The organism is Streptomyces sp. NBC_01314 (genome assembly GCF_041435215.1).
GTDB lineage: Bacteria > Actinomycetota > Actinomycetes > Streptomycetales > Streptomycetaceae > Streptomyces.
In genome coordinates this window covers 2,750,011-2,774,647 of the sequence record NZ_CP108394.1, presented here as the reverse complement: position 1 = coordinate 2,774,647, position 24,637 = coordinate 2,750,011, and the positions used below count along the sequence as shown (strand labels likewise).

18 protein-coding genes are annotated in these 24,637 nt (G+C 69.7%); 9 read left to right on the top strand and 9 right to left on the bottom strand.

Features of this window, described 5'->3' with window-relative positions; genetic code table 11:
- Positions 1-22: 22 nt before the first annotated feature.
- From OG622_RS12190 to OG622_RS12170, 5 genes are all read right to left on the bottom strand, one after another.
- Positions 23-883 (bottom strand): carbohydrate ABC transporter permease, encoded by an 861-nt coding sequence (locus OG622_RS12190; RefSeq protein WP_371584077.1) that lies wholly within the window; start codon positions 881-883, stop codon positions 23-25.
- Between the two features lie 119 nt (positions 884-1,002).
- On the bottom strand, positions 1,003-1,887 hold the full coding sequence (locus OG622_RS12185; RefSeq protein ID WP_371575678.1) for a carbohydrate ABC transporter permease: 885 nt from the start codon (positions 1,885-1,887) through the stop codon (positions 1,003-1,005).
- Between the two features lie 11 nt (positions 1,888-1,898).
- The gene (locus tag OG622_RS12180; protein ID WP_371575676.1) at positions 1,899-3,239 is read right to left on the bottom strand and encodes an ABC transporter substrate-binding protein; all 1,341 of its coding nucleotides are present in this window, start codon (positions 3,237-3,239) and stop codon (positions 1,899-1,901) included.
- A 451-nt stretch (positions 3,240-3,690) separates the two neighbouring features.
- On the bottom strand, positions 3,691-4,704 hold the full coding sequence (locus OG622_RS12175; RefSeq protein ID WP_371575675.1) for a hydroxyacid dehydrogenase: 1,014 nt from the start codon (positions 4,702-4,704) through the stop codon (positions 3,691-3,693).
- Positions 4,705-5,297: 593 nt separating this feature from the next.
- Positions 5,298-6,245, bottom strand: a complete 948-nt coding sequence (locus OG622_RS12170) for a helix-turn-helix transcriptional regulator (protein WP_371575673.1) — start codon at positions 6,243-6,245, stop codon at positions 5,298-5,300.
- Between the two features lie 203 nt (positions 6,246-6,448).
- Between OG622_RS12170 and OG622_RS12165 the strand changes: the two genes are divergently transcribed.
- A complete protein-coding gene (locus tag OG622_RS12165) occupies positions 6,449-7,393 on the top strand; it encodes an alpha/beta fold hydrolase (RefSeq protein ID WP_371584076.1) in 945 nt (314 codons plus the stop codon).
- Between the two features lie 771 nt (positions 7,394-8,164).
- Here OG622_RS12165 and OG622_RS12160 read toward each other — a convergent pair.
- The gene (locus tag OG622_RS12160) at positions 8,165-8,380 is read right to left on the bottom strand and encodes a hypothetical protein (RefSeq protein WP_371575671.1); all 216 of its coding nucleotides are present in this window, start codon (positions 8,378-8,380) and stop codon (positions 8,165-8,167) included.
- A gap of 417 nt (positions 8,381-8,797) precedes the next feature.
- Here OG622_RS12160 and OG622_RS12155 point away from each other — a divergent pair, with 417 nt between their 5' ends.
- The 4 genes from OG622_RS12155 (at position 8,798) to OG622_RS12140 (ending at position 17,062) form a co-directional block, all read left to right on the top strand.
- Positions 8,798-10,591: a putative Ig domain-containing protein gene (locus OG622_RS12155; RefSeq protein ID WP_371575669.1), complete on the top strand. Its 1,794-nt coding sequence runs from the start codon at positions 8,798-8,800 to the stop codon at positions 10,589-10,591.
- Positions 10,592-10,606: 15 nt separating this feature from the next.
- Positions 10,607-13,939, top strand: a complete 3,333-nt coding sequence (locus OG622_RS12150) for an alginate lyase family protein (RefSeq protein WP_371575668.1) — start codon at positions 10,607-10,609, stop codon at positions 13,937-13,939.
- Positions 13,940-14,015: 76 nt separating this feature from the next.
- The gene (locus tag OG622_RS12145) at positions 14,016-15,275 is read left to right on the top strand and encodes an alginate lyase family protein (protein ID WP_371575665.1); all 1,260 of its coding nucleotides are present in this window, start codon (positions 14,016-14,018) and stop codon (positions 15,273-15,275) included.
- A gap of 176 nt (positions 15,276-15,451) precedes the next feature.
- Positions 15,452-17,062 (top strand): carboxylesterase/lipase family protein, encoded by a 1,611-nt coding sequence (locus OG622_RS12140; protein ID WP_371575664.1) that lies wholly within the window; start codon positions 15,452-15,454, stop codon positions 17,060-17,062.
- A gap of 26 nt (positions 17,063-17,088) precedes the next feature.
- Here the strand turns inward: OG622_RS12140 and OG622_RS12135 are convergent, their stop codons facing one another.
- Positions 17,089-17,847, bottom strand: coding sequence for a helix-turn-helix domain-containing protein (locus OG622_RS12135; protein ID WP_371575662.1), 759 nt, complete (start codon positions 17,845-17,847; stop codon positions 17,089-17,091).
- A gap of 227 nt (positions 17,848-18,074) precedes the next feature.
- Between OG622_RS12135 and OG622_RS12130 the strand changes: the two genes are divergently transcribed.
- The 3 genes from OG622_RS12130 to OG622_RS12120 are packed head-to-tail and all read left to right on the top strand — an operon-like array spanning position 18,075 to position 20,564.
- Complete coding sequence (locus tag OG622_RS12130; protein ID WP_371575660.1) at positions 18,075-18,746, top strand: DUF4097 family beta strand repeat-containing protein; 672 nt, start codon at positions 18,075-18,077, stop codon at positions 18,744-18,746.
- A gap of 37 nt (positions 18,747-18,783) precedes the next feature.
- Entirely contained in the window at positions 18,784-19,782 is a 999-nt protein-coding gene (locus OG622_RS12125; RefSeq protein ID WP_371575659.1) for an ATP-binding cassette domain-containing protein, read from the top strand.
- The gene (locus OG622_RS12120; RefSeq protein WP_371575657.1) at positions 19,779-20,564 is read left to right on the top strand and encodes an ABC transporter permease; all 786 of its coding nucleotides are present in this window, start codon (positions 19,779-19,781) and stop codon (positions 20,562-20,564) included. Before OG622_RS12125 ends, OG622_RS12120 begins: the two co-directional genes overlap by 4 nt.
- Positions 20,565-20,723: 159 nt before the next feature.
- On the opposite strand, the gene OG622_RS12115 is transcribed toward OG622_RS12120, so the two are convergent.
- Together OG622_RS12115 and mmuM are read right to left on the bottom strand one after the other, a co-directional pair.
- Positions 20,724-21,809: a LacI family DNA-binding transcriptional regulator gene (locus OG622_RS12115; protein ID WP_371575656.1), complete on the bottom strand. Its 1,086-nt coding sequence runs from the start codon at positions 21,807-21,809 to the stop codon at positions 20,724-20,726.
- Positions 21,810-21,993: 184 nt separating this feature from the next.
- The gene (gene mmuM / locus OG622_RS12110) at positions 21,994-22,947 is read right to left on the bottom strand and encodes a homocysteine S-methyltransferase (RefSeq protein WP_371575653.1); all 954 of its coding nucleotides are present in this window, start codon (positions 22,945-22,947) and stop codon (positions 21,994-21,996) included.
- A 137-nt stretch (positions 22,948-23,084) separates the two neighbouring features.
- Here mmuM and OG622_RS12105 point away from each other — a divergent pair, with 137 nt between their 5' ends.
- Positions 23,085-24,578, top strand: a complete 1,494-nt coding sequence (locus tag OG622_RS12105) for an amino acid permease (RefSeq protein ID WP_371575651.1) — start codon at positions 23,085-23,087, stop codon at positions 24,576-24,578.
- Positions 24,579-24,637: the final 59 nt, after the last annotated feature.

The window sequence follows — 24,637 nt, the reverse complement described above, 5'->3', positions numbered from 1 at the left end:
AGTCGAGCAGGCACCGGACGGGTCACTTGAGCGCCCCCAGAGTGACGCCCGACCGCCAGTAGCGGCGCATCGCGGTCATCATGATCGCGAGTGGGACGATGGAGAGCAGGGCGCCGGTCAGGACGAGGCTGGTCAGGTCGATGCCGGATTCGAGGCGTTTGCCGGTCCAGTTGTAGAGGCCGAGGTTCAGCGTCCAGTTCTCCTCGCCGCGCAGGACGGTGAGCGGCAGGAAGAAGGCGTTCCAGGTGTTGACGAAGGCGAGCAGGAAGACGGTCGCGCCGCCCGTGGTCATCATCCGCAGCACGATGCTGAAGAAGATCCGCAGCTCACCGGCGCCGTCGATACGGGCCGCCTCCAGCAGTTCGAAGGGGATCGTCGCCTCGGTGTAGACCTTCGCCAGATACACGCTGAAGGGGTTGATGAGGCAGGGGATCAGCATCGCCCAGGGGGTGTCGACCAGGCCGATCTCCGAGAACATCAGGTACAGCGGGAGCGTGAGCAGGGCGATCGGGATCAGGAACGAGCCCACCACGCACGCGAACACCACACCCCGGCCGGGGAAGTCGAAGCGGGCCAGGCCGTAACCGGTTGCCAGCGCGATGAGTGTGCCCCCGAGGGAGCCGACACCGGCGTACAGGAACGAGTTGGCGGTCCAGCGCAGGAAGATGCCGTCCTCGTAGGTGAACAGCTGATGCAGGTTGTCCCAGAGGTGCATGCCGGAGAACCACAGGCCGTTGCTCTGGTACAGCCCCACCCGGTCCTTGGTGGCGGCGACGATCAGCCACCACACGGGGAACAGGCTGTAGACGCTCGCCAGGATCAGGCCGAGCAGGATGAACCGCTGGCCACCGCGTCCGCGCGAGGCGGGGTCGGGGTCGGCCATCCGCCGGACGGGAGGCACGCCGGACCTCCCGGACTTCTCAGGCTTCCGGGTTTTCCCGGTTTTCCTGGTATTCCCTGCGTTGCCAGGGTTCTTGGGGGAGTCGGTGGTGGTCGTGGCCATCAGTCGACCTCCTTCGAGGTCAGCCGGTAGAAGAGGAGGGAGGCGACGCCGAGGATCAGGGCGAGGAGCACCGACAGGGCGGCGGCGTAGTGGTAGTTGCCCGCGTTGAACGCCTGGTTGTAGATGATCATGATCGGGGTGAAGCTGTCGTCGACGGTCTCCGGGGTGATGTTCCGGAACAGCGCCGGCTCGTTGAAGATCTGCAGCATCTGGATGATCGAGAGCAGTCCGGTCAGGACCAGCGCCGCGCGCACGAACGGGATCTTGATGCTCAGCGCGATCCGGGTCTCGGAGGCACCGTCGAGGCGGGCGGCCTCGAACAGTTCGCGGGGCACGCCCTGCAGCGCCGAGTAGATGATCACCATGTTGTAGCCGATGCCGTGCCAGGTGAGGAGGTTGCCGATGGACGGCCAGACCATGGAGGGCGCGAAGAAGTTCCAGTCGAACCCGAAGAGGTCGCCGATCGGGGTGAGCGGGCCGACTTCGGGGCTGTACAGGTTGATCCACACGATCGCCGCGACCACGCCCGGGATCATGTACGGGACCAGCAGCAGGATGCGGAAGCGGTTCGCGGTCTTCGAGGTGAGCGCGTCCAAAAGCAGTGCCAGGACCAGGCTGACCAGCAGCATGAACGGGATCTGGACGCAGGCGAACAGCACCACCCGCAGGATGGAGCCCATGAACGCCGAGTCGGTCAGCCCGAGCTGGTAGTTCTCGAACCCCGAGAACTCCCGGGTCGCGCCGCCGAGTCCGAGCCCGGACTGCTTCTCCTGGAACAGCGACTCGTGGACCGCGTACCCGATGGGCACCAGATAGAGGAAGACGAATCCGAGCTGGAAGGGCACCGTGAACGCGGCACCCTTCCAGCGCTGGGAGCGAATCATCGAAGGATGCCTCAGCCCTTGACGTTGATACCGCGCGACTTCAGGTCCTTGACCGTCCACTCCTGCATGTGCGCGAGCAGATCGGTGACCTTCTGTTCCTTGCTGACGACCTTGCCCCACTCGCTCTGCAACTCGGTGAACATGGCGGTCCAGTTCGGACCGTAGACCCAGTCGGCGGTGACGGTGCCCAGGCTGTCCGTGACGACCTTCTTGCCGGGCTCGTAGTGGTCACCGAGCAGCTTCTCCGAGATCGCCTCGGCCACATAGGAGTCGCTGTCGGCGAGCGCCGGCATGACGCCGCTGCCGGTCTCCGGGCTCGCCATGGACTTGACCGCGCCGGTGTCCGTGGACAGCCACAGGGCCGCCTCGGCCGCCTGCTTCTTGTACTCGCACTGCTCGGTGACCAGATTCATGCCACCGCTCTGATTGGTGCCGGCCGGCGTCTTGGCCGCCTCGCCCTTGTACGTCGGCCACGGGGTGAGCGCCCACTTGCCGAAGGAGTCGGTGAAGTTCTGCACCATGCCGGACATCTGCCAGGTGGAGATCTGGCGGGTGACCGTGCCGCCCTTGTCGTAGTTGCGCTGCACGGCCGCGTAGTCGGCGAAGGAGAGCTTGGAGTTGAGGTTGTTGTCGATGATCTGCTGGATCACGTCGGCGGCCTTGAGGCTGCCCTCGTCCTCGAAGTCCACCTTCCAGGAGTCGCCGTCGATCGCGTACCAGTGGGCCCCAGCCTGCATCGCGAGCACCTCCAGGGTGCTCGGGTCCTCACCGGCGTAGTTGGTGATGTGGATGTCGTGCTTCTTCAGAACCTTGCCGGCGGCGATGAAGTCGTCCCAGGTCGCGGGCGCGTCGAGGCCGTACTTCTTGAAGACGTCGGTGCGGTAGATCGTGAAGGCGGGCGCCGCGCTGGTGGGGACGCCGTAGACCTTGTCCTGCACCTGGACCCCGGCCCACGCGCCGGCGTTGAACTTGTCCTTGCTCGGCCCGACGTACTCGGTGATGTCGGCGAGCGCGCCCTGCGACACCCAGGTCGTCACGTACTCGGCGGTGTTCTGCAGCAGACAGGGGGCGTTGCCCGCCTTCACCGCGTTGCTGAGCTGCTTCTGCATGGTCAACTGGTCGGTGACCTTGGTGTACTTGAGCTGGACGTCCTTGTGGGAGGAGTTGAAGGCCTTGACGAGGGCTTCCTGGCCGTTGGCCCAGCCCCAGAAGGGGAGGGTGACCGGACCGGTGGCTCCGGAGGAACCGTCGTCGCCGGAGTCCGAGCCGCCGCAGGCGGCGAGCAGACCTGTCAGCGCCACACTCGCGACGGCGACGCGGGCGAACCTTCTCCGAGGGCTGAGGGAGTTCATCGTACGGTCATCCTTCGACGTAGACGATCGCGGAAGTGGGGGAGCGCGAGGGGCGGCTCGGTGGGGCGACGGCGAGCGAGGCGGACCGTCAGCTCGTGTCTCGGGACCCCTGCGAACGTATAGTAAACGGTTGCTACGAAACGTAGGTCGCCCGATTGACCCACGCAAGAGCGCAACGGCAAATTGTTACGCCGGATTGTCGGTGGGATTGCCGGAAGTCGTCGCTCGGTGGCCGTGAAGTGACGAGGAGTGCCCAGGTCAGAGATGCGTCGAACGGCGGGAGGGTCGTCGCGGGCGGGGTGCTCACGGAGGTGAGGCGCGAAAACGTTTTCATGCAGGCCTGGTTCGTCGGGGGGCCGGTACGGCGCTGCGCGGTGATGCGCGGTGATGCGCGGTGATGCGCGTTGTGCGGAGGGGCGTGCGCCGTGCGTGTGTGTGGCGGCGGCGCGGTTCAGGCGACCCGGGCCATGTCCGTGTGTCGTACCTCGTGGGCGGGTGGCAGGCCACAGGTGAGGCGCTCCAACTCCTCGACGACGGTACGGCCGAGGCGCTCCAGCTCATTGCCGAGGGAACCCGCGATGTGCGGGGTGAGGAAGACGTTGGGGAGGTTGTAGAGCGGGGAGCCGACGGGCAGCGGCTCGGGTTCGGTGACGTCCAGGACGGCGTTGAGCCGACCGGAGAGCAGCTCGTCGGTGAGCGCGTCCGGGTCGACCAGGGCGCCCCGGGAGGTGTTGATGAGGACGCCTCCGTCCCGGATGAGCGCGAGTCTGCCGCGGTCGAGCATGCGGTAGGTCTCGGGGATGTCGGGGGCATGGAGGCTGACGATGTCGCTGGTGCGCAGCAGGTCCTCCAGGGTCATCGGTTCGGCGCCCAGCGCGGCGGCCCCCGTCGTGTCGACGAACGGGTCGTAGAGCGAGACGGCGAAGTCGAACGGCTTCAGCAGTTCGAGGAGCCGGCGGCCGACTCGCGAGGCCCCGATGACCCCGACCCGGCGGCCCACGTTGCCGATGGCGGCGGTCTCGGCGGGGGAGGGGTAGGTGTGTGTCCGCCGGAAGCGTTCGCGCTGGTCGAAGGTGTTCTTCCCGGCCAGCAGGATCATCGCGAGGGTGTATTCGGCCACCGGCAGCGCGTTGCCGGCCACCGCGCTGGAGACGGTGACCCCGCTCTGCCACAGGGCCTCGCCGACCAGTGAGCGGACCGAGCCCGCGGCATGCAGGACGGTACGCAGCCGGGGTGTCGCCTTCAGCGCGTCCGCGTCGAGATGGGGGCAGCCCCAGCCGGTGATCAGCACCTCGGCCCCGGCCAGCGTGGAGGCGTACGCGGGATCGGCGAAGTCCCGTACGACGAACTCGGGGTCGATCTCGGCCACCTCCCGCAGCCGTGCCATGAGCGGCGGCGGGAAGAGCAGGGGCAGATGCACCGGATCCATGGCGAACACGGCTCGCGTCGGCTGGGCGCTGGGCATGAATCTCCTGGAGAGCTGGGGTCGGACGCAGGGGTTGCTGCGGAGACAATTCTAGAAAACGTCTTCTACCGTAGGTCCGGGTTCGATCGACGGTCAATCGTCGGGATCGGGTGGCGTGTGCGGAATGCCGTCGAGTGTCGCCCTAAAAGAGCCGTTTTGCGTGGTCGTGGATTGTGCGGCGAAGGGGTGTGGGTGAGTTCGGCTGGCGGAGGAGGGTCTGCCGATGCGGTGGCGGTAGGGGTGCGCGTACGTGCGGGCGTAATCGATTACTCCGCCCTGCACCGGTGTATCGGCCGGATGCGGCCCTTCGTCATCGCCGCTGACCTGGGTCGTTCACCGACCGGGCAGCAGGATCGTCACCAGCCGCAAACGGCGTCTCGCCACACGTGAGCTGCGGCCCTCTGCTCGTAAAGACGCAGCCCGCGGTCGACCATCCGCACCGCAAAGTGCGTGACGTGACGATGCCGGGAGGGCGCGCGACCAGACGCAACGCAGCTCCGTTGCGGAGGTGACCTTCCCAGGTCGCCTGCGCCCAACGGAGCTTCGAAGCGAGGACGCCTCCAAGATCCGAACCTCGACACTACGGGACGGTCTCAGCCGTATCGCTCGACGAGCGCGTTGCCGATCGAGACCAGGTGGTCTCGCACACCCGGAGGGCCAGTCACCTCGAGCCATTCGACCAGCCCGGCAAGCTCGCCGGCGAGCATGTACTCGTTGTGGCCGCGGATCACGACCTCGATGCGGCCGTCGGTCGTGGAACCTCCCACCTCGAGCCGACCGCCGAGCGCCATCCGGAGCAGGCCTATCCCGTGGGGCGCGCATACCGCCTGGATTTCGAGGGGCGTTCGCTTGCGGTCGACCTCGTCGGCGATCTCGCGCCAGCTCTCGGCAAGGTCGAAGTCCTCGGGTCGGCGCACGGGATCGTCGGTCGGGTCGGCGGACGACACGCGGTCGATCCGGAAGGTCCGTCGGCCGGCCTCGGTGTTGGAGACGAGGTACCACGACGGGCCTTTGGCGACGATGCCCAGGGGGTGGACGGTTCGCTCGGTTTCGGTGCCTTTGCGGTCGACGTAGCCGAGCCGTACCTGGACGCCGCGGATCACCGCGTCCTGGAGTTCGTCGAGGAAGCGGGGCGGTCGGTGCTCGATCGGGCTCGACCCCCATCGTTGCGCGTCCGTGACCAGCGACGACGCTGCTGCCTCGGCCTGGACCCGGAAGGGTTCCGGCAGGGCATGGACGAGCTTGCGCAGTGCTGCTTTCACGGCCGGTGTCGCGGCCGAGGCCGGGCCGGCGACCAGGAACAGAGCGCGGGCCTCACTCGCGGTCAGCCCGGACAGGTCGGTGCGGGCGCCGCCCACGAGGCGCCAGCCACCGCTTCGGCCCTGCATGGAGTACACGGGCACCCCGGCCATGGCCAGGGCGTCGAGGTCGCGGCGGGCGGTGCGCTCGGAGACCTCCAGCTCTCGGGCGACCTCTGCTGCTGTCACCTGCTCGCGCCGTTGCAGCAGGAGGAGGACGGCCACCAGCCGGTCGGTTCGCATGCCGACGACACTTCCACAAAAACCGGTCATGGGATGACCGGTTTCGGTCGGCAGGATGGCGACATGGCCTCACCGGCGGGTCCCACTGCCCACGGCCGTATCGGCCCCCGGCCCGTCGGGGGTGCGCCGACGCCGTCTTCGGGAACCTTCGTCGCCCGAGCCTGATCACCTCGAAAAGAAAGAGAGGAAATGCAATGAATGCAATGTTCGATCCAGCCGATTTTCCCAAGCCCACCCTTATTTCGGTCAACGGTGTGGAGCTTGAAGTCTTTGAAGCAGGCCGGCAGAATGCCGGAAAGCCCATCGTGCTCTGTCATGGCTGGCCGGAGCACGCCTTTTCCTGGCGCCATCAGATGCCCGCCCTCGCCGCAGCGGGCTACCATGTCATCGTTCCGAACCAGCGGGGTTATGGCAATTCATCCCGTCCGGCCGAAGTGACGGACTACGACATTGAACACCTGTCGGGTGATCTCGTCGCACTTCTCGATCACTACGGATACGAGGATGCCACCTTTGTCGGTCATGACTGGGGTGCAATGGTCGTCTGGGGACTGACCCTGCTGCATCCGAACCGTGTAAACAAAGTGATCAACCTGAGCCTGCCTTACCAGGAGCGCGGAGAAAAGCCCTGGATCGAGTTCATGGAAGATGTGCTCGGCGGCGACTTCTATTTCGTCCACTTCAATCGGCAGCCAGGCGTCGCGGACGCCGTGTTCGAAGAGAACACCTTCCAGTTCCTTCGCAACATGTACCGGAAGAACGAGCCCCCCAGGGAGCCTCGGCCGGGTATGGCGATGATCGATCTCGCCAGAGCGGAAACGCCACTCGGTGATCCCGTCATGAGCGACAGCGAACTGGCCGTTTTCGTCTCCGCCTTCGAATCGACAGGGTTCACGGGCAGTGTGAATTGGTACAGGAACCTTGACCGTAACTGGCGCTTGCTGGCGGACGTGGACCCGATCATCCAGCAGCCCACACTCATGATCTACGGCGACCGGGATGTGATCCAGAGGTCTGAAAAGCTGGCAGAGTTCGTGCCCCATGTGGAAGTGGTCAATCTGGATTGCGGTCATTGGATCCAGCAAGAGAAGCCGGAAGAAACGAACCAGGCGATTACGAAATGGCTGGAACAGCAGGATGTCATTTAGTCCTGCAGCCGCAGTGCTGCAGTATTAGTGGCTTGTGATCCGGCTCGTGTCGCCTGAAGCTCTTCGAGCCGTCGGGCAGTGTGTGAATATCTCTTCGGCCGAGGCCCGAGCAGCCGCCACCGCCCGATCAACCACAGCCACCGGCCGTACGGCAAGACGAGGGCAGACTCACGGGGGAACAGCGGCACAGCGAGGCAGTGGCCGAGCCGCCGCTCCGCGGTGCCCCGCCGGAGCATCTGACAGCGGTACGGAAAACCCGAACGGGCCGGAGGGAAAACCCTGCGGCCCGTTCTTCGCATATACAAGCTAAAAACGTGGCTGCGATGGCTCCGGAATCGGATTGACCGGCGGCACCGGCAACACCACATGCTCCGGTTGTTGGTGCGTTCCTGCCCGAACACGCGGGGCAGGTCCACGGCCACCTCATCGCAGGCGATCACCACGGCGGCCCGGGTCCCGGAGGCTACGCGGTGAGGAACGCCGCCACCGCGCCGACCGCCAGGATTCGGCTCCGTTCCGGCAGACCCGCTGCGATCTGGTGGTCATGAAGGCCACTCCTCGTGAGGGTGTCCGGGGGATCGGTCGACCCCGAACGCGAACCGTCCCGTGTCCGGGCCGATGCCGTGCCGACCGTGACGGCGACGCGGATCGCCCGTCCCTGCCGGGCAGGCGCGCGGCCTGTGCCCGACCAGAGGTGGCCGCCGACGATCGCGACGGCATACCGATGCGTACGACCCCGTCCCGGAGCAGGCGGCCCCGGCGGCCGAACCATCACATCGGGTACACAGAAGCCGGGCAGAGCAGCATGCCTGACCGGATCCTGGACAGGCGCACGGGCCGACCCTCCCGCAGCTCCGCCCCGTCGGCCGCGTCCGCCTTCCCGGCGAAGCCGGTGATCTTCCGGATCGCGGGAGCCGGCTCGTCCGGACCGGCGCAGAACCGCGCCATGTCCGCCTTCAGGAAACCGATTCTCGGGTCATCACTCACGCCCCCACACCCCTGAACGAACCTGACGACCCGGATCACGGGCTGTCAAAACCTCTGACAGCAAGACCGGCTTCCTGCTCCGTTCCTACCGGGCCCCCGGTCGCGGTGGGCTCCGAGGGGGCATTCGGCATGTCCCGAGGGTGACGCAGAGTTTTCGAAAACTGGCCCACACCCTTGACGCGGTGTACGGGCAGGCACAAGCTCTGCCCGTCGGCCGATAGAAACCGGTTGTTGCTGCTGAAGGTGAGGTGTCCCTGCGCGCCATGGCGGGTGGCGCCCTGAGTCGGCCGTTCCACGCTCGCCGTCGCCGGGACGTCCACCTCCGGGGTCGAGCGAGTCCCGCGCGAGTCCCGCGCGCTCCAAGTCCCCCCGCATGTGACGCGCCCTCATGTCCCCTTTCAAATAAGGAAGTTGCTCATGTCCGAGACCCAGGGCTCCGGTCTGTCCCGGCGCATCCTTCTCCAGGCCGCCGGCGCCACGGCCGCCGCGTACTCCCTGCTGGGAACGGCCACCGGTACCGCGAGCGCGGCCGACGGACCGAAGGCCGACCGGCTCGTGGTGTACCCCGTCCCGGCCGGGCTCCCGCTGAACCAGAGCTTCTCCGTCAAGGCCCGTACGCCCGGCGGAGCATGGCAGTCGGTGCCCGTGCTGCGGGCCCGGACCAAGACCATCAACGAGAAGACCGGCTCCGGCATCGTCCGCAGCTCCTCGGTCGCGAGCCTCGACTTCCGAGGCACCGTGGAGGTCCAGGTCACCTCCTCGAAGGGTGCCGTCCCCTCGGCGCGGATCCGCCCGCTGTCGTACGACATCGCGCACGAGGCCGACGGCGACACCGTCACCTTCCGCCTCACCGAGCCGCGCAACCTCTCCATCGAGATCGGCGACGCCGACGGCGGCGCGTTCGACCTGTACGACAACCTCCAGCTGCACGCCAACCCGATCGAGAAGTGGCGGCCCGAGGAGGACGATCCTGACGTCATCTACTTCGGACCCGGCATGCACACCGTCACCGACAACGTGGTGAAGGTGCCCAGCGGGAAGACGGTGTACCTGGCCGGCGGCGCGGTGCTCAAGGCGCGGGTGGAGTTCAGCCACGTGGAGAACGCCAGGCTGCTCGGCCGGGGCATCATCTACGACTCGGACGCCGCGACCCTGGTGGCGTTCTCCAGGAACATCGAGATCGACGGCATCCTCGCCCTCAACCCCAAGACCGGCTACTCCTGCACCATCGGCCAGTCGCAGCAGGTCACCGTCCGCAACCTGCACTCCTACAGCTACGGCCAGTGGGGCGACGGCATCGACGTGTTCAGCAGCGAGGACGTGCTGATCGAGGGCGTCTTCATGCGCAACAGCGACGACTGCATCGCCATCTACGCCCACCGCTGGGACTACTACGGCGACTGCCGCAACGTCACCGTCCGCAACTCCACCCTGTGGGCCGACGTCGCCCACCCGGTGAACATGGGCACCCACGGCAACCCCGAGCAGCCCGAGGTCATCGAGAACATCGTCTTCAGCGACATCGACGTCCTCCAGCACCGCGAACCGCAGGTTCTCTACCAGGGCTGCTTCGCCCTCAACCCCGGCGACAGCAACCTCATCCGGAACGTCCGCATCCAGGACGTCCGGGTGGAGGACTTCACCTGGGGCCAGCTGCTCAACATGCGCGTGATGGCCAACCGGTACAACGCCACCCCGGGCCGAGGCATCGAGGACGTGTACGTCCGCGACCTGACGTACGACGGCACGCACGCCTCCCTGGCCGTCCTGACCGGCTACGACGCGGACCGGTCCATCAAGAACCTGACCTTCCAGAACCTGACGGTCAACGGCACGGTCGTCCACGACAGGATGAAGAAGCCCGGCTGGTATCTGACGACCGACATGGTCCCGATGTTCGCCAACGAGCACGTCCAGAACCTCCGCTTCCTGGACGCCGACACGGCCGCCGCCACCACGGCCCCGGAGATCACCAGCGCGGGCGAGGTCACGGCCACGAGGAAGCGGATCCTCAACCACCTCGTGACGGCGACCGGACTCCCCACGTCGTTCGCCGCCGAGGGCCTGCCCAGGGGCCTGAGCATCGACACGAGGACGGGCCTGATCTCCGGCGTCCCGACCCGTCCCGGCTCCTGCGAAGTCACCGTCTCGGCCACCAACAGCGCCGGTACGGCCACCCGGTCCGTCAAGTTCACCGTGCGGCACCCGTAGGACCAGGAGACAACTGTGCTTCCCCTCAGCAGACGGTCGTTCCTCGGCGCGGCCGGGTTCACGGCCGTGGCCGGAGCCGGACTCCTGTCCGCCTCCACGACGGCCGCGTGGGCCCGCTCCACCGAAGCGACCCTCACCTTCAGCCACCCGGGCCTACTGCACACCGCCGCCGACTTGGACCGGTTGAAAGCGGCCGTGGTCGCCGAGAAGTCGCCGATCCACGACGGCTATCTCGCGTTCGCCGCCCACGCCCGTTCCAAGTCGACGTACACCGTGCAGAACACCGGCCAGGTCACGTCCTGGGGGCGCGGCCCGAGCAACTTCATGGGGCAGGCGGTCGCCGACTCGGCCGCCGCCTACCAGAACGCCCTCATGTGGTGCGTGACGGGCGTGCGGGCCCACGCGGACAAGGCACGGGACATCCTCAACGCCTGGTCGTCCTCCCTCACGATGATCACTGGTGCCGACGGACCGCTCGGCGCGGGCCTGCAGGCCTTCAAGTTCGTCAACGCCGCCGAACTGCTCCGGCACACCGGCTACGACGGATGGACGGACTCCGACATCGCCCGCTGCGAGCGGTCGTTCCTCGACGTCTGGTATCCGGCGGTCTCCGGCTACATGCTGTACGCCAACGGCAACTGGGACCTGACGGCCATTCAGACCGTGCTGGCCATCGGCGTGTTCTGCGAGGAGCCCGTCCTCTTCGAGGACGCGCTGTGCTTCGCGGCGGCGGGCGCGGGCAACGGCAGCGTCCCGGGCCGGATCGTCACGGCTGCCGGCCAGGGCCAGGAGTCCGGCCGGGACCAGGGGCACGAGCAGCTGGCCGTCGGCCTGATGGGCGACGCGGCGCAGGTGGCCTGGAACCAGGGCGTCGACCTGTGGGGCTTCGACGGCCACCGCCTGCTGGCGAACGCCGAGTACGCGGCCCGCTACAACCTCGGCGGCGAGGTCCCCTTCACGCCCGACCTGGATCGCACCGGGAAGTACGTCAAGAAGACCGTCTCGGCCGTCGGCCGGGGCAGCCTGCCGCCGGTCTACGAGATGTACTACGCCCACTACGCCGGAGTACGCGGCCTCGACGCCCCCGCCACCGAGGCGGCCGTCTTCCGGGGCACGGCGGGCGCCCGCGTCGTCGAGGGCGGCAACGACGACCTGCCCGGCTTCGGGACCTTCGCCTACGCCGGGGCGACGGCCCCCGCGTCGACTCCCGCGCCGAAGCCTCCGGCCGGAGTGACGGCGGTGGGCGACCGCGAGGCGGTGACCGTGGCGTGGCTGCCGTCGGCGTGGGCCACCGGGTACGCGGTCCGGCGCTCCACCCGACCCGAGGGCCCGTACGAGAAGGTCGCCACCGGGCTCGACGAGCCGACGTACACCGACACGCACGTGCGCGGGGGCCGGACGTATCACTACACCGTCACCGCCACCAACTCCCAAGGAGACAGCGGCACTTCGAGCACGGTCGCCGCCTGTGCCGGTCTTCCCGAGCCCTGGGCAGGCCAGGATCTGGGGACTGTGCGGATCCCCGGCTCCGCCACGTTCGACGGCGAGAGGTTCGTGCTCCGGGCGAGCGGTACGGCGGACACGTACCACGCGGTCCATCTGCCGCTGCGCGGCGACGGCACGGTCACGGCACGGATCGTGTGGCCGCTCAGCTCCCAGTACTCCAAGATCGGCGTCACACTCCGTGACTCGCTCGACGCGGACGCCGCACACGCCTCGATGCTGATCCAGGGGCTGCCGCTGCACACCTGGAGCGGGGTGTGGAGCGTACGGAAGTCGGGCGGGACCGGCATCTCGGCGACCGGCAGCACACCCGTGCCGCCCTCCCAGCAGCAGGCCATCACCACGTCCGCCGCCTTCCCGATCTCCGGCCTGGGCGCGCTGCCGGAGTCGGCGACACCCCTGGAGGCCCCGTACGTCGAGGGCGCGGGCGACTGCTACCGGCTGCGGGCCCCGTACTGGGTGCGGGTGACCCGCCGGGGCCGTCGCTGCACCGGGGCGATCTCCCCGGACGGCACCCACTGGACCGAAGTCGGCTCCACCGAGGTCGAGTTGGGGCGCACCGCGCACGCGGGACTGGTCCTCACGTCCTGTCTGGGCGTCGACGAGGAGTACGCCGAGACCGGCACCGGGGCGTTCGACAACGTCGGCGTCGTGTCGGCCGCCGGGGGAGAGGTCTGGTCGGTGGCCCGTCCTGCCTGGCGGGTCACCGACCTCGGGGCGACCGCCGGTGCCGACGCGGTCGAGCTGGCCTGGACCGATCCAGACCTCTCCGCCCGCTACACGGTGCTGCGCGGCACCCGTGCCGACGGCCCCTACCGGGCGATCGCCACCGGCGTCGCCGCCGTCGGCTTCGGCACCCGTCTCCGTCACGCCGACGCCACCGGCACCCCCGGCAGGACGTACCACTACGTCGTCACCAAGTCGAACACCGGCGGACACGGCCCCCGCTCGAAGCCCGCCGTAGCGACGATGCCGACCCCGTCCGTGCCCCACCTCGCCTCCGCCGTCACGGTGTTCGCCAACAAGGGTGACGTAGTCCAGCACCTGATCCGTGCCTCGCACGAACCCGTACGGTTCACCGCGAGCGGACTCCCCGATGGTCTCCGCGTCGACGGACGTACGGGCTTGATCTCCGGAACCCCCACCCGGACCGGCGAGTTCACCGTCACCACCACCGCGGGCAACGCGGCGGGTGACGGAACCGGCACGCTCACCCTGACCGTCGGCACACCCCCGCCCGCCCCCTGGACCCACGGCGACCTCGGCGACCCGGTCCTCGACGACCGGCGGTTCGGCACCCTGGGCGTGGTCGCCGTCAGCACCCCCGGCAGCACCGCGTACGAGGAGGGCGGGACCTTCGTCGTACGCGGCGCGGGCATCGACCTGACCGTCAACAACCAGGCGATGACAGGTCAGTTCGTACGCCGGCCGATCACCGGCGACTGCGAGGTCACCGTCCGACTGAACTCCCGCACCGGGGCCACCGCGGACCGGGTCGGGCTGCTGATGGCCAAGTCGCTGTCGCCGTTCGACCAGGCGGCCGGGGCGATCGTCAGCGGCGGGACGAGCGCCCAGCTCATGCTCCGCCCGACCGTGGCCGGACGGTCGGCCTTCACCGGCAACGCCACGGTCACCACCCCCTGTCTGCTGCGGCTGAAGCGAAACGGGACCGTCTTCGCCGCAGCGGTCTCCACGGACGGGGGCGTCACCTTCACCCCCCTCGCCGAGGGAGAGATCCCCGGCTTCGGTGACGCCCCCTACCACGTGGGCCTGGTGGTCTGCTCCCGCAGCCCGCTGACCCACGCCACCGCGCGATTCAGCGAGGTGAGCATCACCCCCACATGAGCGGTCCCGGCGGGCACGGGCACGCACCCGGCGCCTCGCCATGGCCGCCCGATCCGCCATGGATTGGAGAGGCACAATGAGCCGCACTTCCCCCCACACGAACCCCGAACACCTCGCCCACGAGGGCGAGTTGAGCCGCCGCGGTCTGCTCGGGACCGTCGGCGGTCTCACCGCCGCCCTCGCGCTGGGTGCCGCCTTCACCCCCACGATCGCGGAGGCGGCCCCGGCCACCTTCACCCACCCCGGCATGCTGCACGCCTACGGCGAACTCAACCGCGCCAAGGTGCGGGTGGCGGCCGGAGACGACCCGTGGCTGTCCGGCTGGAACCGTCTGACGGCCAACTCGCACTCCGCGAGCACCTGGACGCCCAACCCACAGGCCACGATCATCCGCGGTGGAACGGGCCAGAACTACGGCATCCTCTACAACGACATCCACGCCGCCTACCAGAACGCGCTGCGCTGGAAGATCGCCGGCACCACCGCCAACGGCGACGCGGCGGTCCGTATCCTCAACGCCTGGTCGTCGACGCTCACCGGCGTCACCGGCAACGCCGACCGGTTCCTGGCCGCCGGGATCTACGGCCACCAGTTCGCCAACGCCGCCGAGCTCATGCGCGGCTACAGCGGGTTCGACCTGGACCGCTTCAGGACGATGATGCTCAACGTCTTCTACCCGCTCAACAACCAGTTCCTGAACACCCACAACGACGCCTGCGTCACCAACTACTGGGCCAACTGGGACCTGTGCACCATGAACTCGATCCTCGCGATCGGGATCCTCTGCGACGACGCCGCCAAGTACGACCAGGCCGTCACCTACTTCAAGACCGGCGCGGGCAACGGCTCCCTCGCCCACGCCGTCCCGTACCTCCACACCGACTCCGCAGGCCATGCCCTCGGCCAGTGGCAGGAGGCAGGCCGCGACCAGGGCCACAGCGTCATGGGCATCGGCCAGATGGGCGCCTTCTGCGAGACGGCCTGGTCGCAGGGCGACGACCTCTACGGCCACGACGGCAACCGGTTCATGAAGGGCGCCCAGTACGTCGCCAAGTACAACCTCGGCCAGGACGTCCCCTTCACCACCTACACCTGGGGCAGCGGCCAGAACTGCGCCCAGCAGACCCACACCGCCGTCTCCTCGACGAGCCGGGGCCAGCTCCGCCCGGTGTGGGACCTCGTCCACTACCACTACGCACGGCGCCGGGGCCTGTCCGTCCCGTACATCACCGCCATGGCCGAACAGGTCCGCCCCGAGGGCGGCGGCGGTGACTACGGCTCGGCCAGCGGCGGCTACGACCAGCTGGGCTTCGGCACCCTGATGTACGCCAAATAGAGCCCACCGCCCACCGCCCCCGGGCACGCAGAACAGCAAGCCGCTGACGCCGAACGGCCGCGCCGTCCCCCGAACGGCCGTCAAAGGTCCGGCACGACCGGAATACCGCGAAGGGATGTGGTGCTCTGAGGTGAACGACGGTTCACGAGCGGGCGGGCGTGAGGAGCTGGGGCGCGATGACGGCAGACCGGCAGGGCCCCGTGGTCAGGACACCGCACGGGACCGTACGCGGCACGTACGAGCACGGGGACGGCTACGAGGACGGGATAGCGGTCTTCCGGGGCATCCCGTACGCGGCCCCGCCCTTCGGCGCCCGCCGGTTCCGCCCACCCTCCCCGCCCGAGTCCTGGGCGGGGGTGCGTGACGCCGTCGACTTCGGGCCGACGCCTCCGAAACCGCCGTACTCGGAGGCGTTCGCCCGCTATCTGTCGGACCCCGTCGTGCCGGGCGACGACTGCCTCAACCTGAACGTGTGGACACCGGAGCCGGGCCGCGGCGCCCGCCTGCCCGTCATGGTCTGGATCCACGGCGGCGCCCTCACCCGGGGCTCGTCGGCGGTCCCGGTCTACGACGGCGCCGCCTTCGCCCGCGACGGTGTGGTGCTGGTGTCCCTCAACTACCGCCTGGGCGTGGAGGGTTACGGCCTCTTCCCGGACGCCCCGGCCAACCTGGGACTGCGCGACCAGCTGGCCGCGCTGGAGTGGGTGCGGGAGTCGATCGCCGGGTTCGGCGGCGACCCGGACCGGGTGACCCTGTCCGGCCAGTCGGCGGGCGCCATCAGCGTCGGCGCGCTGCTGGCCGTCCCCCGCGCGCGGGGCCTGTTCCGGCGCGCCGTCCTGCAGAGCGGGCCGCCGGAGGCCTTGGACCGGGACAAGGTGCGCCGCATGGTCCGTCGGATGGCGACGCGGCTGAAGGTGCCGGCGACCGCCGTGGCCTTCGCCGCGGTGGACCGGTCCACTCTCGTCGAGGCGCAGGCCGAGGTCGGCCGCCTCAGCAGCCCGGTGCTGGGCGGTCCCGCCTTCGGGATCGTCGTCGACGGCGAGCTGCTGCCCACCGACCCGCTGGAGGCCCTGACCGAGCACGGAGCGGCCCCCGGGGTCGACCTCCTCATGGGCTGGACCCGTGACGAACACCGTCTCTGGTTCGTCCCCGGCGGCCTCCAGGAACGCGTCGACCGCCTCGGCACGGTCGCCCTGGCCGGTGCCCGCGCCCGCTGCCGCTGCGGTCCCGAGCTGCCCCACGGCTACCGCGACCTGCACCCCGACAAGGGCACCGCCGACCTGGTCGGCAGGCTCGTCACCGACCACCTTCTCCGCGTCCCCCTGCACCGCGTGGCGGACGCCCGCCTCGGCCAGGCCCGGTCCTACCTCTACGAGTTCGCATGGTCCTCCGGCATCCCCGCCCTCGGCTCCTGCCACGCCCTCGAACTCGGCTTCGTCTTCGACACCTGTGACACCCCCGCCGCCGCCAGGCTCGCCGGCGGGAGCGCCCCACGCGACCTCGCCGACGCGCTGCACTCCGCCTGGGTCCGCTTCGCGACGGACGGCACCCCCGGCTGGCCCGCCTGGGACCCCACCCACCCGGTCCGCGTCTTCGACACGGCGGGCGGCCCGGACGCCCCGGGCGGCATCCGGGTGGCCCTCGGCCCCTACGACCCCGAACTCGCCCTCTGGGACGCGGACGCCAGACGCCCCCGAAGAGTCCAGGGCGCGGGCACCTTCGTCACCTCCGGCGGAGGCCCGCTCCCGGCCCTCCCGGCCCTGCGCCGCTTCCGCCGAAGTCCGTGAGGGCCGCTGCCCGTCCGTGAAGCTGTCTATCCGTGGTCCGAGCCGGGCTCGGCAGCGCCCTCCGCGGGCGTTCGGGGTTTGGTGTGGAGGACCTCGCGGGCCTGTTCCGCGGCGCGGGTGGTGTTCTCGCCGACGAAGTCGAGGAAGCGGGCGACGTTCTCCAGGCGTGCGGCGGCGGGAGTGCCGGTGCCGAGCACGCCGACGCCCTGGCGGGCGGTCTCCACGATCTGGGCGATGGCGCGGGCGCTGGCCATCATCGACTGGTACCAGACGTCGTCGTCGACGACGTAGCGCTCGCGGCGGCGTTCACCCTGTTCCCGGCGGACCATGCCCTGGCCGTCGAGGAACGTGATCGCCTTGGAGATGGACGCCGGGCTGACCTGGAGGTGCTGGGCCAGTTCTGACGCGGTGAGGCTGCCGCTGTCGGTGAGGGTGAGGCAGGCCATCACCCGGGCCATCATCGTGGGCATGCCCGAGGCCATCATGACGGTCGTGAACGTCTCCTCGTACTCGCGTACGGCTTCGGCGTCGCGTCCGTGAGCCTGCTCGGGCGCCTGCGCCTCACGGGGTGTGGTCTGGCGGCGGCGGCGGTGGGCGCGGCGTTCGGTGGCGCGGTGGGCCATCTCGGCGCGGTAGGCGCTGGGGCCGCCGTTGCGCATGACCTCACGTGTGATCGTCGAGGTCGGACGTTCGAGGCGTCTGGCGATCTCCGCGTAGGCGAGGCCGTCGGCCAGCCCCAGCGCGATCTGCTGGCGTTCCTGCTGAGTGAGCCTGCCTCCCGGCATCGCTGTCTCCTTCGTACTCTGCTCCGTGGTGCCCCCACCATAGCGTTCACTTCCATTTCATTGCAACGCGCGTCGTGGGGATTGTTGCGTTAGCTTCAAGCTCGTTGCAACAATTTCTAGCCTTCTACCTGCAAGAACTCACTTCGTTCGCAACGAGTTCGTTGCGAGATCTTTGAATGCAACGTAGCTTTTCCATCGTCAGAAACAAAGACGCGAAGGAGAGCACGATGCAGAAGTTCGACACCCCCGCCCCGATCTCCGCCGTTCTGAACATCCCGGCCGGGCGTGTGCAGTTCATCGCCGCCGACCGGACCGACACCACCGTCGAGGTCCGGCCCGCCGACGCCACCAAGGGCCGCGACGTCAGGGCCGCCGAGCAGACCACGGTCGACTACCGCGACGGGGTTCTGCGGATCGAGGCACCGAAGGCGAAGAACGAGCTCTTCGGCCCCTCCGGAACCCTGGAGGTGACGGTCCAGCTGCCCGCCGGCTCCCGGGTCGAGGCGACGGCGGCAGCCGCCGAGTTCCGCGGCGTCGGCCGGCTGGGCGATGTCGCCATCGACGGCGCGCACGGGAAGGTCAAGCTCGACGAGGCCGCGAGCGCCCGTCTGACCCTCCTGGCCGGCGACGCCCTGGTCGGACGTCTGGACGGTTCCGCCGAAATCACCAGCGGCAAGGGCGACCTGCGCATCACCGAGGCCGCGAGCGGCACCGTCACCCTGCGCACCGGGCACGGCGAGATCTCCATCGGCGCCGCTGCCGGGGTCTCGGCCTCCCTGGACGCCGGCACCTCCTACGGCCGGATCCACAACTCGCTCAGGAACGGCGAGGGCGCCGCCGCCCAGCTCGAGATCCGCGCGACCACCGGCTACGGCGACATCACCGCCCGCAGCCTCTGACCCCGAACCGCGCCCAGCCTCTGAAGGAGCAACCATCATGACCGACCCGGCCATCGCGGCGAACGGGCTGCGCAAGTCCTACGGCGACAAGGTCGTCCTCGACGGCATCGACCTGAGCGTCCCCGAAGGAACGGTCTTCTCCCTGCTCGGGCCGAACGGCGCCGGCAAGACCACCGCCGTCAAGATCCTCTCCACCCTCATCTCCCCCGACGCCGGCTCCGGCGAGATCCGCGTCGGTGGCCACGACCTCGCCGCCGACCCGCAGGCGGCCCGTGCCGCGATCGGTGTCACCGGGCAGTTCTCCGCCGTCGACGGCCTGATCACCGGCGAGGAGAACATGCTCCTCATGGCGGACCTGCACCACCTGTCCAAGCGCGACGGACGGCGCGTCACCGCCGAACTCCTGGACCGCTTCGACCTGGTGGACGCCGCGAAGAAACCCGCCTCCACCTACTCCGGCGGCATGAAACGCCGCCTCGACATCGCCATGACCCTCGTCGGCGACCCGCGGATCATCTTCCTCGACGAACCCACCACCGGCCTCGACCCCCGCTCCCGCCACAACATGTGGCAGATCATCCGCGAACTCGTCACCGGCGGCGTCACCGTCTTCCTCACCACCCAGTACCTGGAAGAGGCCGACGAACTCGCCGACCGTATCGCCGTCCTCAACGACGGCAGGATCGCCGCCGAAGGCAGCGCCGCGGAACTCAAGCGCCTCATCCCCGGCGGCCACGTCCGGCTCCGCTTCACCGACCCGGCCGCCTACCGGTCCGCCGCCTCCGCACTGTCCGAGGTGACCCGCGACGACGAAGCCCTCGCCCTGCAGATCCCCAGCGGCGGCACCCAGCGCGAACTGCGCACCGTACTCGACCAGTTGGACTCCGCCGGCATCGAGGCCGACGAACTCACCGTGCACACCCCCGACCTCGACGACGTGTTCTTCGCCCTCACCAGCCCCGCCACCATCCCCCACCAGCCCAACCAGCCCAACCAGCCCAACCAGTCCAACCAGTCCAAGGAGACCGTCCGATGAGCACCTTCTCCCTCGCCGTGCGCGACTCGTCCACGATGCTGCGCCGCAACCTCCTGCACGCGCGCCGCTACCCCTCCCTCACCCTGAACCTGCTCCTGACCCCGATCATGTTGCTGCTGCTCTTCGTCTACATCTTCGGCGACGTGATGAGCGCGGGCATCGGGGGCAGCGACCGCTCCGACTACATCGCCTACATCGTCCCGGGCATCCTGATGATGACCATCGGCGGCACCGTCGTCGGGACCGCGGTGTCCGTCTCCACCGACATGAACGAGGGCATCATCGCCCGCTTCCGCACCATGGCGATCCACCGCGGCTCCGTCCTCATCGGGCACGTCGTCGGCAGCGTGCTGCAGTGCGTCGCCAGCGTGGTCCTCGTCGGCGCCGTCGGCGTGGCCATCGGCTTCCGCTCCACCGATGCCACGGTCCTGGAGTGGCTGGCGGCGTTCGGGCTGCTCGCGCTGTTCTCCCTGGCGCTCACCTGGATCGCGGTCGGCATGGGCCTGTCCAGCCCGAACGCCGAGGCGGCCGCCAACAGCGCACAGCCGCTGATCCTCCTGCCGCTGATCTCCAGCGCCTTCATCCCGGCCGACACGATGCCGGGCTGGTTCCAGCCGATCGCCGAGTACCAGCCCTTCACGCCGGCCATCGAGACCCTGCGCGGCCTGCTGCTCGGCACTGAGATCGGCCACAACGGCTGGCTCGCCCTCGCCTGGTGCCTGGGCCTCGCGGTACTCGGCTACTTCTGGTCGGCCTCCAGGTTCAACAGCGACCCGAAGTAACCGCCATGACAACGCGGGCCACCTCCCGCAACCCGTCCCACCCGAGGCGGCGTACACCGACACGACGTCGGAGTACGCCGCCCGTTCGCATGCCGGGCAGTCCCGGGAGCCCGGTACGGACACCGAGATCGCATGCCCCGCCTCACCCGGCGCCTCACCTCACCCGGCAGACGCGAAGCCGCCCCCCACCACCCCCACCGATTCACGCACCACGACATGCGTCCCCAACAACAAATGCTCGTCGGGCGGCACATCGCGCCCCCGCCCCCGCTCCAACGCCGTCCGCACAGCGAGCCGCCCCAGTTCCTCGTACGGCACCCGCACGGTCGTCAGCGGCGGATACAGATCCCGCGCGAACGGAATGTCGTCGTAGCCCACGAGGGACACATCCCCCGGCACCGACATCCCGGCTTCGCGCAGCGCGGTGAGCGCCCCCGCCGCCACCATGTCGGTCGCCGCCATCACCGCGGTGAAGTCGAGCCCCACCTGCAACGCCCGCCGCATCGACCGGTACCCGGAGTCCCGCGTGAAGTCCCCGGCCAGCCGCAGCGCCGGGTCCGTCTCGACACCCCGCGCGCGATGTGCCGTCAGATACCCCCGCTCACGCCCCTGCGCGGTCGAGTGTTCCGGCATGCCACCGAGGAAGAGGATCCGCCGGTGGCCCTGGGAGAGGACGTGCGAGCACAGGGCGTAGGCGCCGCCCTCGTTGTCGTACTCGATGACTGTGACCGGGGCGCCGGGGTCCAGCGGCGGGCGACCGCACAGTACGAGCCGTGATCCGGCGGCCGCCAGCCCGTCGGCGACCCGGGCGGTGCGCGAGCGGTACTCGGGGGTGTCCACGCCGCCGCCGACCAGGATGACCGCGGCGGCCCGCTGCGCCCGCATCGTCTCGATGAATTCCAGCTCGTGCGCCGCGTCACCGTCGGTGCTGCACACCAGGCAGAGATGCCCGAGCCGGGTCGCCTCGCGCTCCACGCCGTGCGCCATCAGCGCGAACGAGGGGCCGGTGATGTCGTCGAGGACGAACCCGAGGGTGGGGGTGCCGACGCCGGCGATCGCCTTGGCGCGGGCGTCGGCGACGTAGTCCAGTTCGCGGACGGCCCGCAGCACCTGCGTACGGGTGGCCGCGCTCACCGGGTAGACCCCGCCGAGCACCCGCGACACCGTCGCCGCCGAGACACCGGCGCGCGCGGCGACGTCCCGGATCGTGCTGCGGCCCCCGCCATCAACGTTCTTCCTCGTCATACCCCGCCCCACCCCGCCTGTCGGCGCACTTTGGTAACCGGTTTCCCCGGAAGGGAGGCTAACAGCGGGGGAGCGGCGGGTACGCCGTGTCCGTCAGTTCGGAGTCTTCTCCCCGCGTCTTCTCCCAGAGCGGACCGCAGAGCGTTCCCACAGTGTTCCCCCCAGCGCCTTCAGCCCCGCGTCCTCAGCGCAGTGTCCTCGTGATCGCCGAGATCGCCTCGGGGCCCACCCGGCAGCACCCGCCGATCAGCCGGGCCCCGGCCGCCCGCCACCCCTCGACCTGCGCGGTGGTGAACGTCGTCCGCCCGGTCCAGGCCCGCGCGGACGCGTCCCAGGTCTCACCGCTGTTCGGGTAGACGACGACAGGTTTGCCGGTGACCCGGACGGCCGTCTCGATCGCGCCGTCCACGTCGTCGGGCGAGCAGCAGTTCACGCCCACGGCGACGACCTCCTCGGCGTCGGCGGCGAGCGCGAAGGCTTCCTCCAGCGGCTGCCCGGCGCGGGTGCGGTCGCCGGCGACGGTGTACGACAGCCAGGCGGGCACGTCCAGTCCGCGGATCGCCCGCAGCAGCGCCTCGGCCTCGTCGGTGTCCGGGATCGTCTCCATAGCCAGGACGTCGGGGTGGGCGGCGGCCAGCACCTCGAGGCGGGGCCGGTGGAACCCTTCCAGTTCGGCCACGCTCAGCCCGTACCGGCCCCGGTACTCGGAGCCGTCCGCGAGCATGGCCCCGTACGGGCCGACCGAGGCCGCCGCCCACAGGGGACGCGTGATGCCCTTCGCGGTGGCCTCCATCGCCGCGTCCAGGACCAGATCGACACTCAGGTGTATGAGTTCGGCCGCTCGTTCGCGCCGGATCCCGCGCTTGGTGAAGCCCTCGAAGGTGGCCTGGTAGCTGGAGGTGATCGCCACGTCCGCGCCCGCCTCGAAGTAGGCGAGATGGGCCTCGGTGATGGCTTCCGGCCGCTCCGCGAGCAGTCGCGCCGACCACAGTTCGTCGCTCAGGTCGTGTCCTGCCGACGCCAGTTGGTTGGACATGCCGCCGTCGAGGACGAGGACATCGGCGGCGAGGGCCGCGGCGAAGGGACCGACGGGAGGACCGGGGATGTGGGGGAAGCTGCCGGGTGCGTTGCTGGTCATGCGAACGACGGTAGTCGAGCCGTGGAGACGGGCCCACCCGTCTGTGTCCGGTCCATGAACGGATCGACCACCATGTGGACCGCGGCGGTACCATCGCGCCCTCTCCGTACCCGCCCGCCCCATCCCCGGGAACCGCCATGACCACCACCAGCACCCCCGAGGCCAGCGAGCCCGAACCGACCCCCGCCCCGGCCTCGTCCACGGCCCCGGAACCCGGGACCACCCCGGCGCCCGGGACCACCCCGGTGCCCGGGACCGGCACGAGCGCGGCGGCCCCGGGCCGCAGATTCGGCCTCACCGCGGCCACCGCCCTCGTCATGGGCAACATCATCGGCGGCGGCATCTTCACCCTCCCCGCCGCCGTCGCCCCGTACGGCACGGTCAGCCTGCTCGCCTTCGTCGTCCTCTCCGTGGCCGCCGTCCTGCTGGCGCTGCTCTTCGGCAAACTGGCCAGGCGCAGCCCGGTCACCGGCGGCCTCTACGTCTACCCGCGCGACGCGTTCGGCCCCTTCGCGGGCTTCCTGTCGGCCTGGTCGTACTGGACGATGTGCTGGGTCAGCATCGCGGCACTCGCCGTCGGTGTCGTCGGCTACGTCGACGTGCTGATACCCGTGGGCGACAGCAAGGTCGTCCCGGCGCTGGTGGCCCTGGCCGCCCTGTGGCTGCCGGCCGCCGCGAACTTCGCGGGCACCCGCTACGTGGGCGCCGTGCAGATCGTCTCCACCGTGCTGAAGTTCGTGCCGCTGCTGCTGGTCGGCACCATCGGTCTGTTCTTCATCGACACCGACAACTACGGACCCTTCAACGCCTCGGGCGAGAGCACCCCCGGCGCGGTCGCCGCCGCTGCGGCCCTCCTCCTCTACAGCTTCCTCGGCGTCGAGTCGGCCGCCGTCAGCGCCGGCGAGGTCAAGGACCCCGAGCGCAACGTGGGCCGCGCCAGCATTCTCGGCACCCTCGCCTCCGCGCTCGTCTACATCCTCGGCACGGTCGCCGTCTTCGGTCTGGTCCCGCACAAGGAACTCGTCGAGTCCGGGGCGCCCTTCGCCGACGCCGTCAACTCGATCGCCGGCGGCAGCTGGGGCGGCACGGTGATCGCGCTGGTCGCCGTCGCCTCGATCGTCGGCTGCCTCAACGGCTGGGTCCTGCTCAGCGCCCAGATGCCGTACGCCGCCGCCCGCGACGGCCTCTTCCCGGCGGCCTTCGCCCGCGTCGGCAAGGGCGGCGTCCCCGGCTTCGGCGTCCTCGCCACCGCCGTGCTCGGCACGCTCCTCATCGTCGTCAACTACGCGGACGACCCGGACACCGCCTTCCGCGTCCTGGTGCTCGTCACCACGTTCACCGGCTGCGTCCCGTACCTGCTGTCCGCCGCCGCCCAGCTGTACTGGCTGGCCAGGGGCACGCGAGAGCGGGTCCGCCCGGCCGGCCTGGTCCGCGACCTGCTCGTCGCCGGCCTCTCCTTCGCCTTCTCCTTCTGGCTGATCGCCGGCGCGGGCTACGCGGCCGTCTACCAGGGCACCCTGTTCCTCTTCGCGGGCATCCCGGTGTACGTGTGGCTGCGGGGGCGGCAGGAGGGGGCCGACGGGGCGAGCGGCGAGACCGCCGTCGAGGGCAGGGCGGACGCCGTCGCCTAGGGTCGGTCCCGAGACGAACAGCACGCAGCGGCGGGTTCCGGTATGCCGGAACCCGCCGA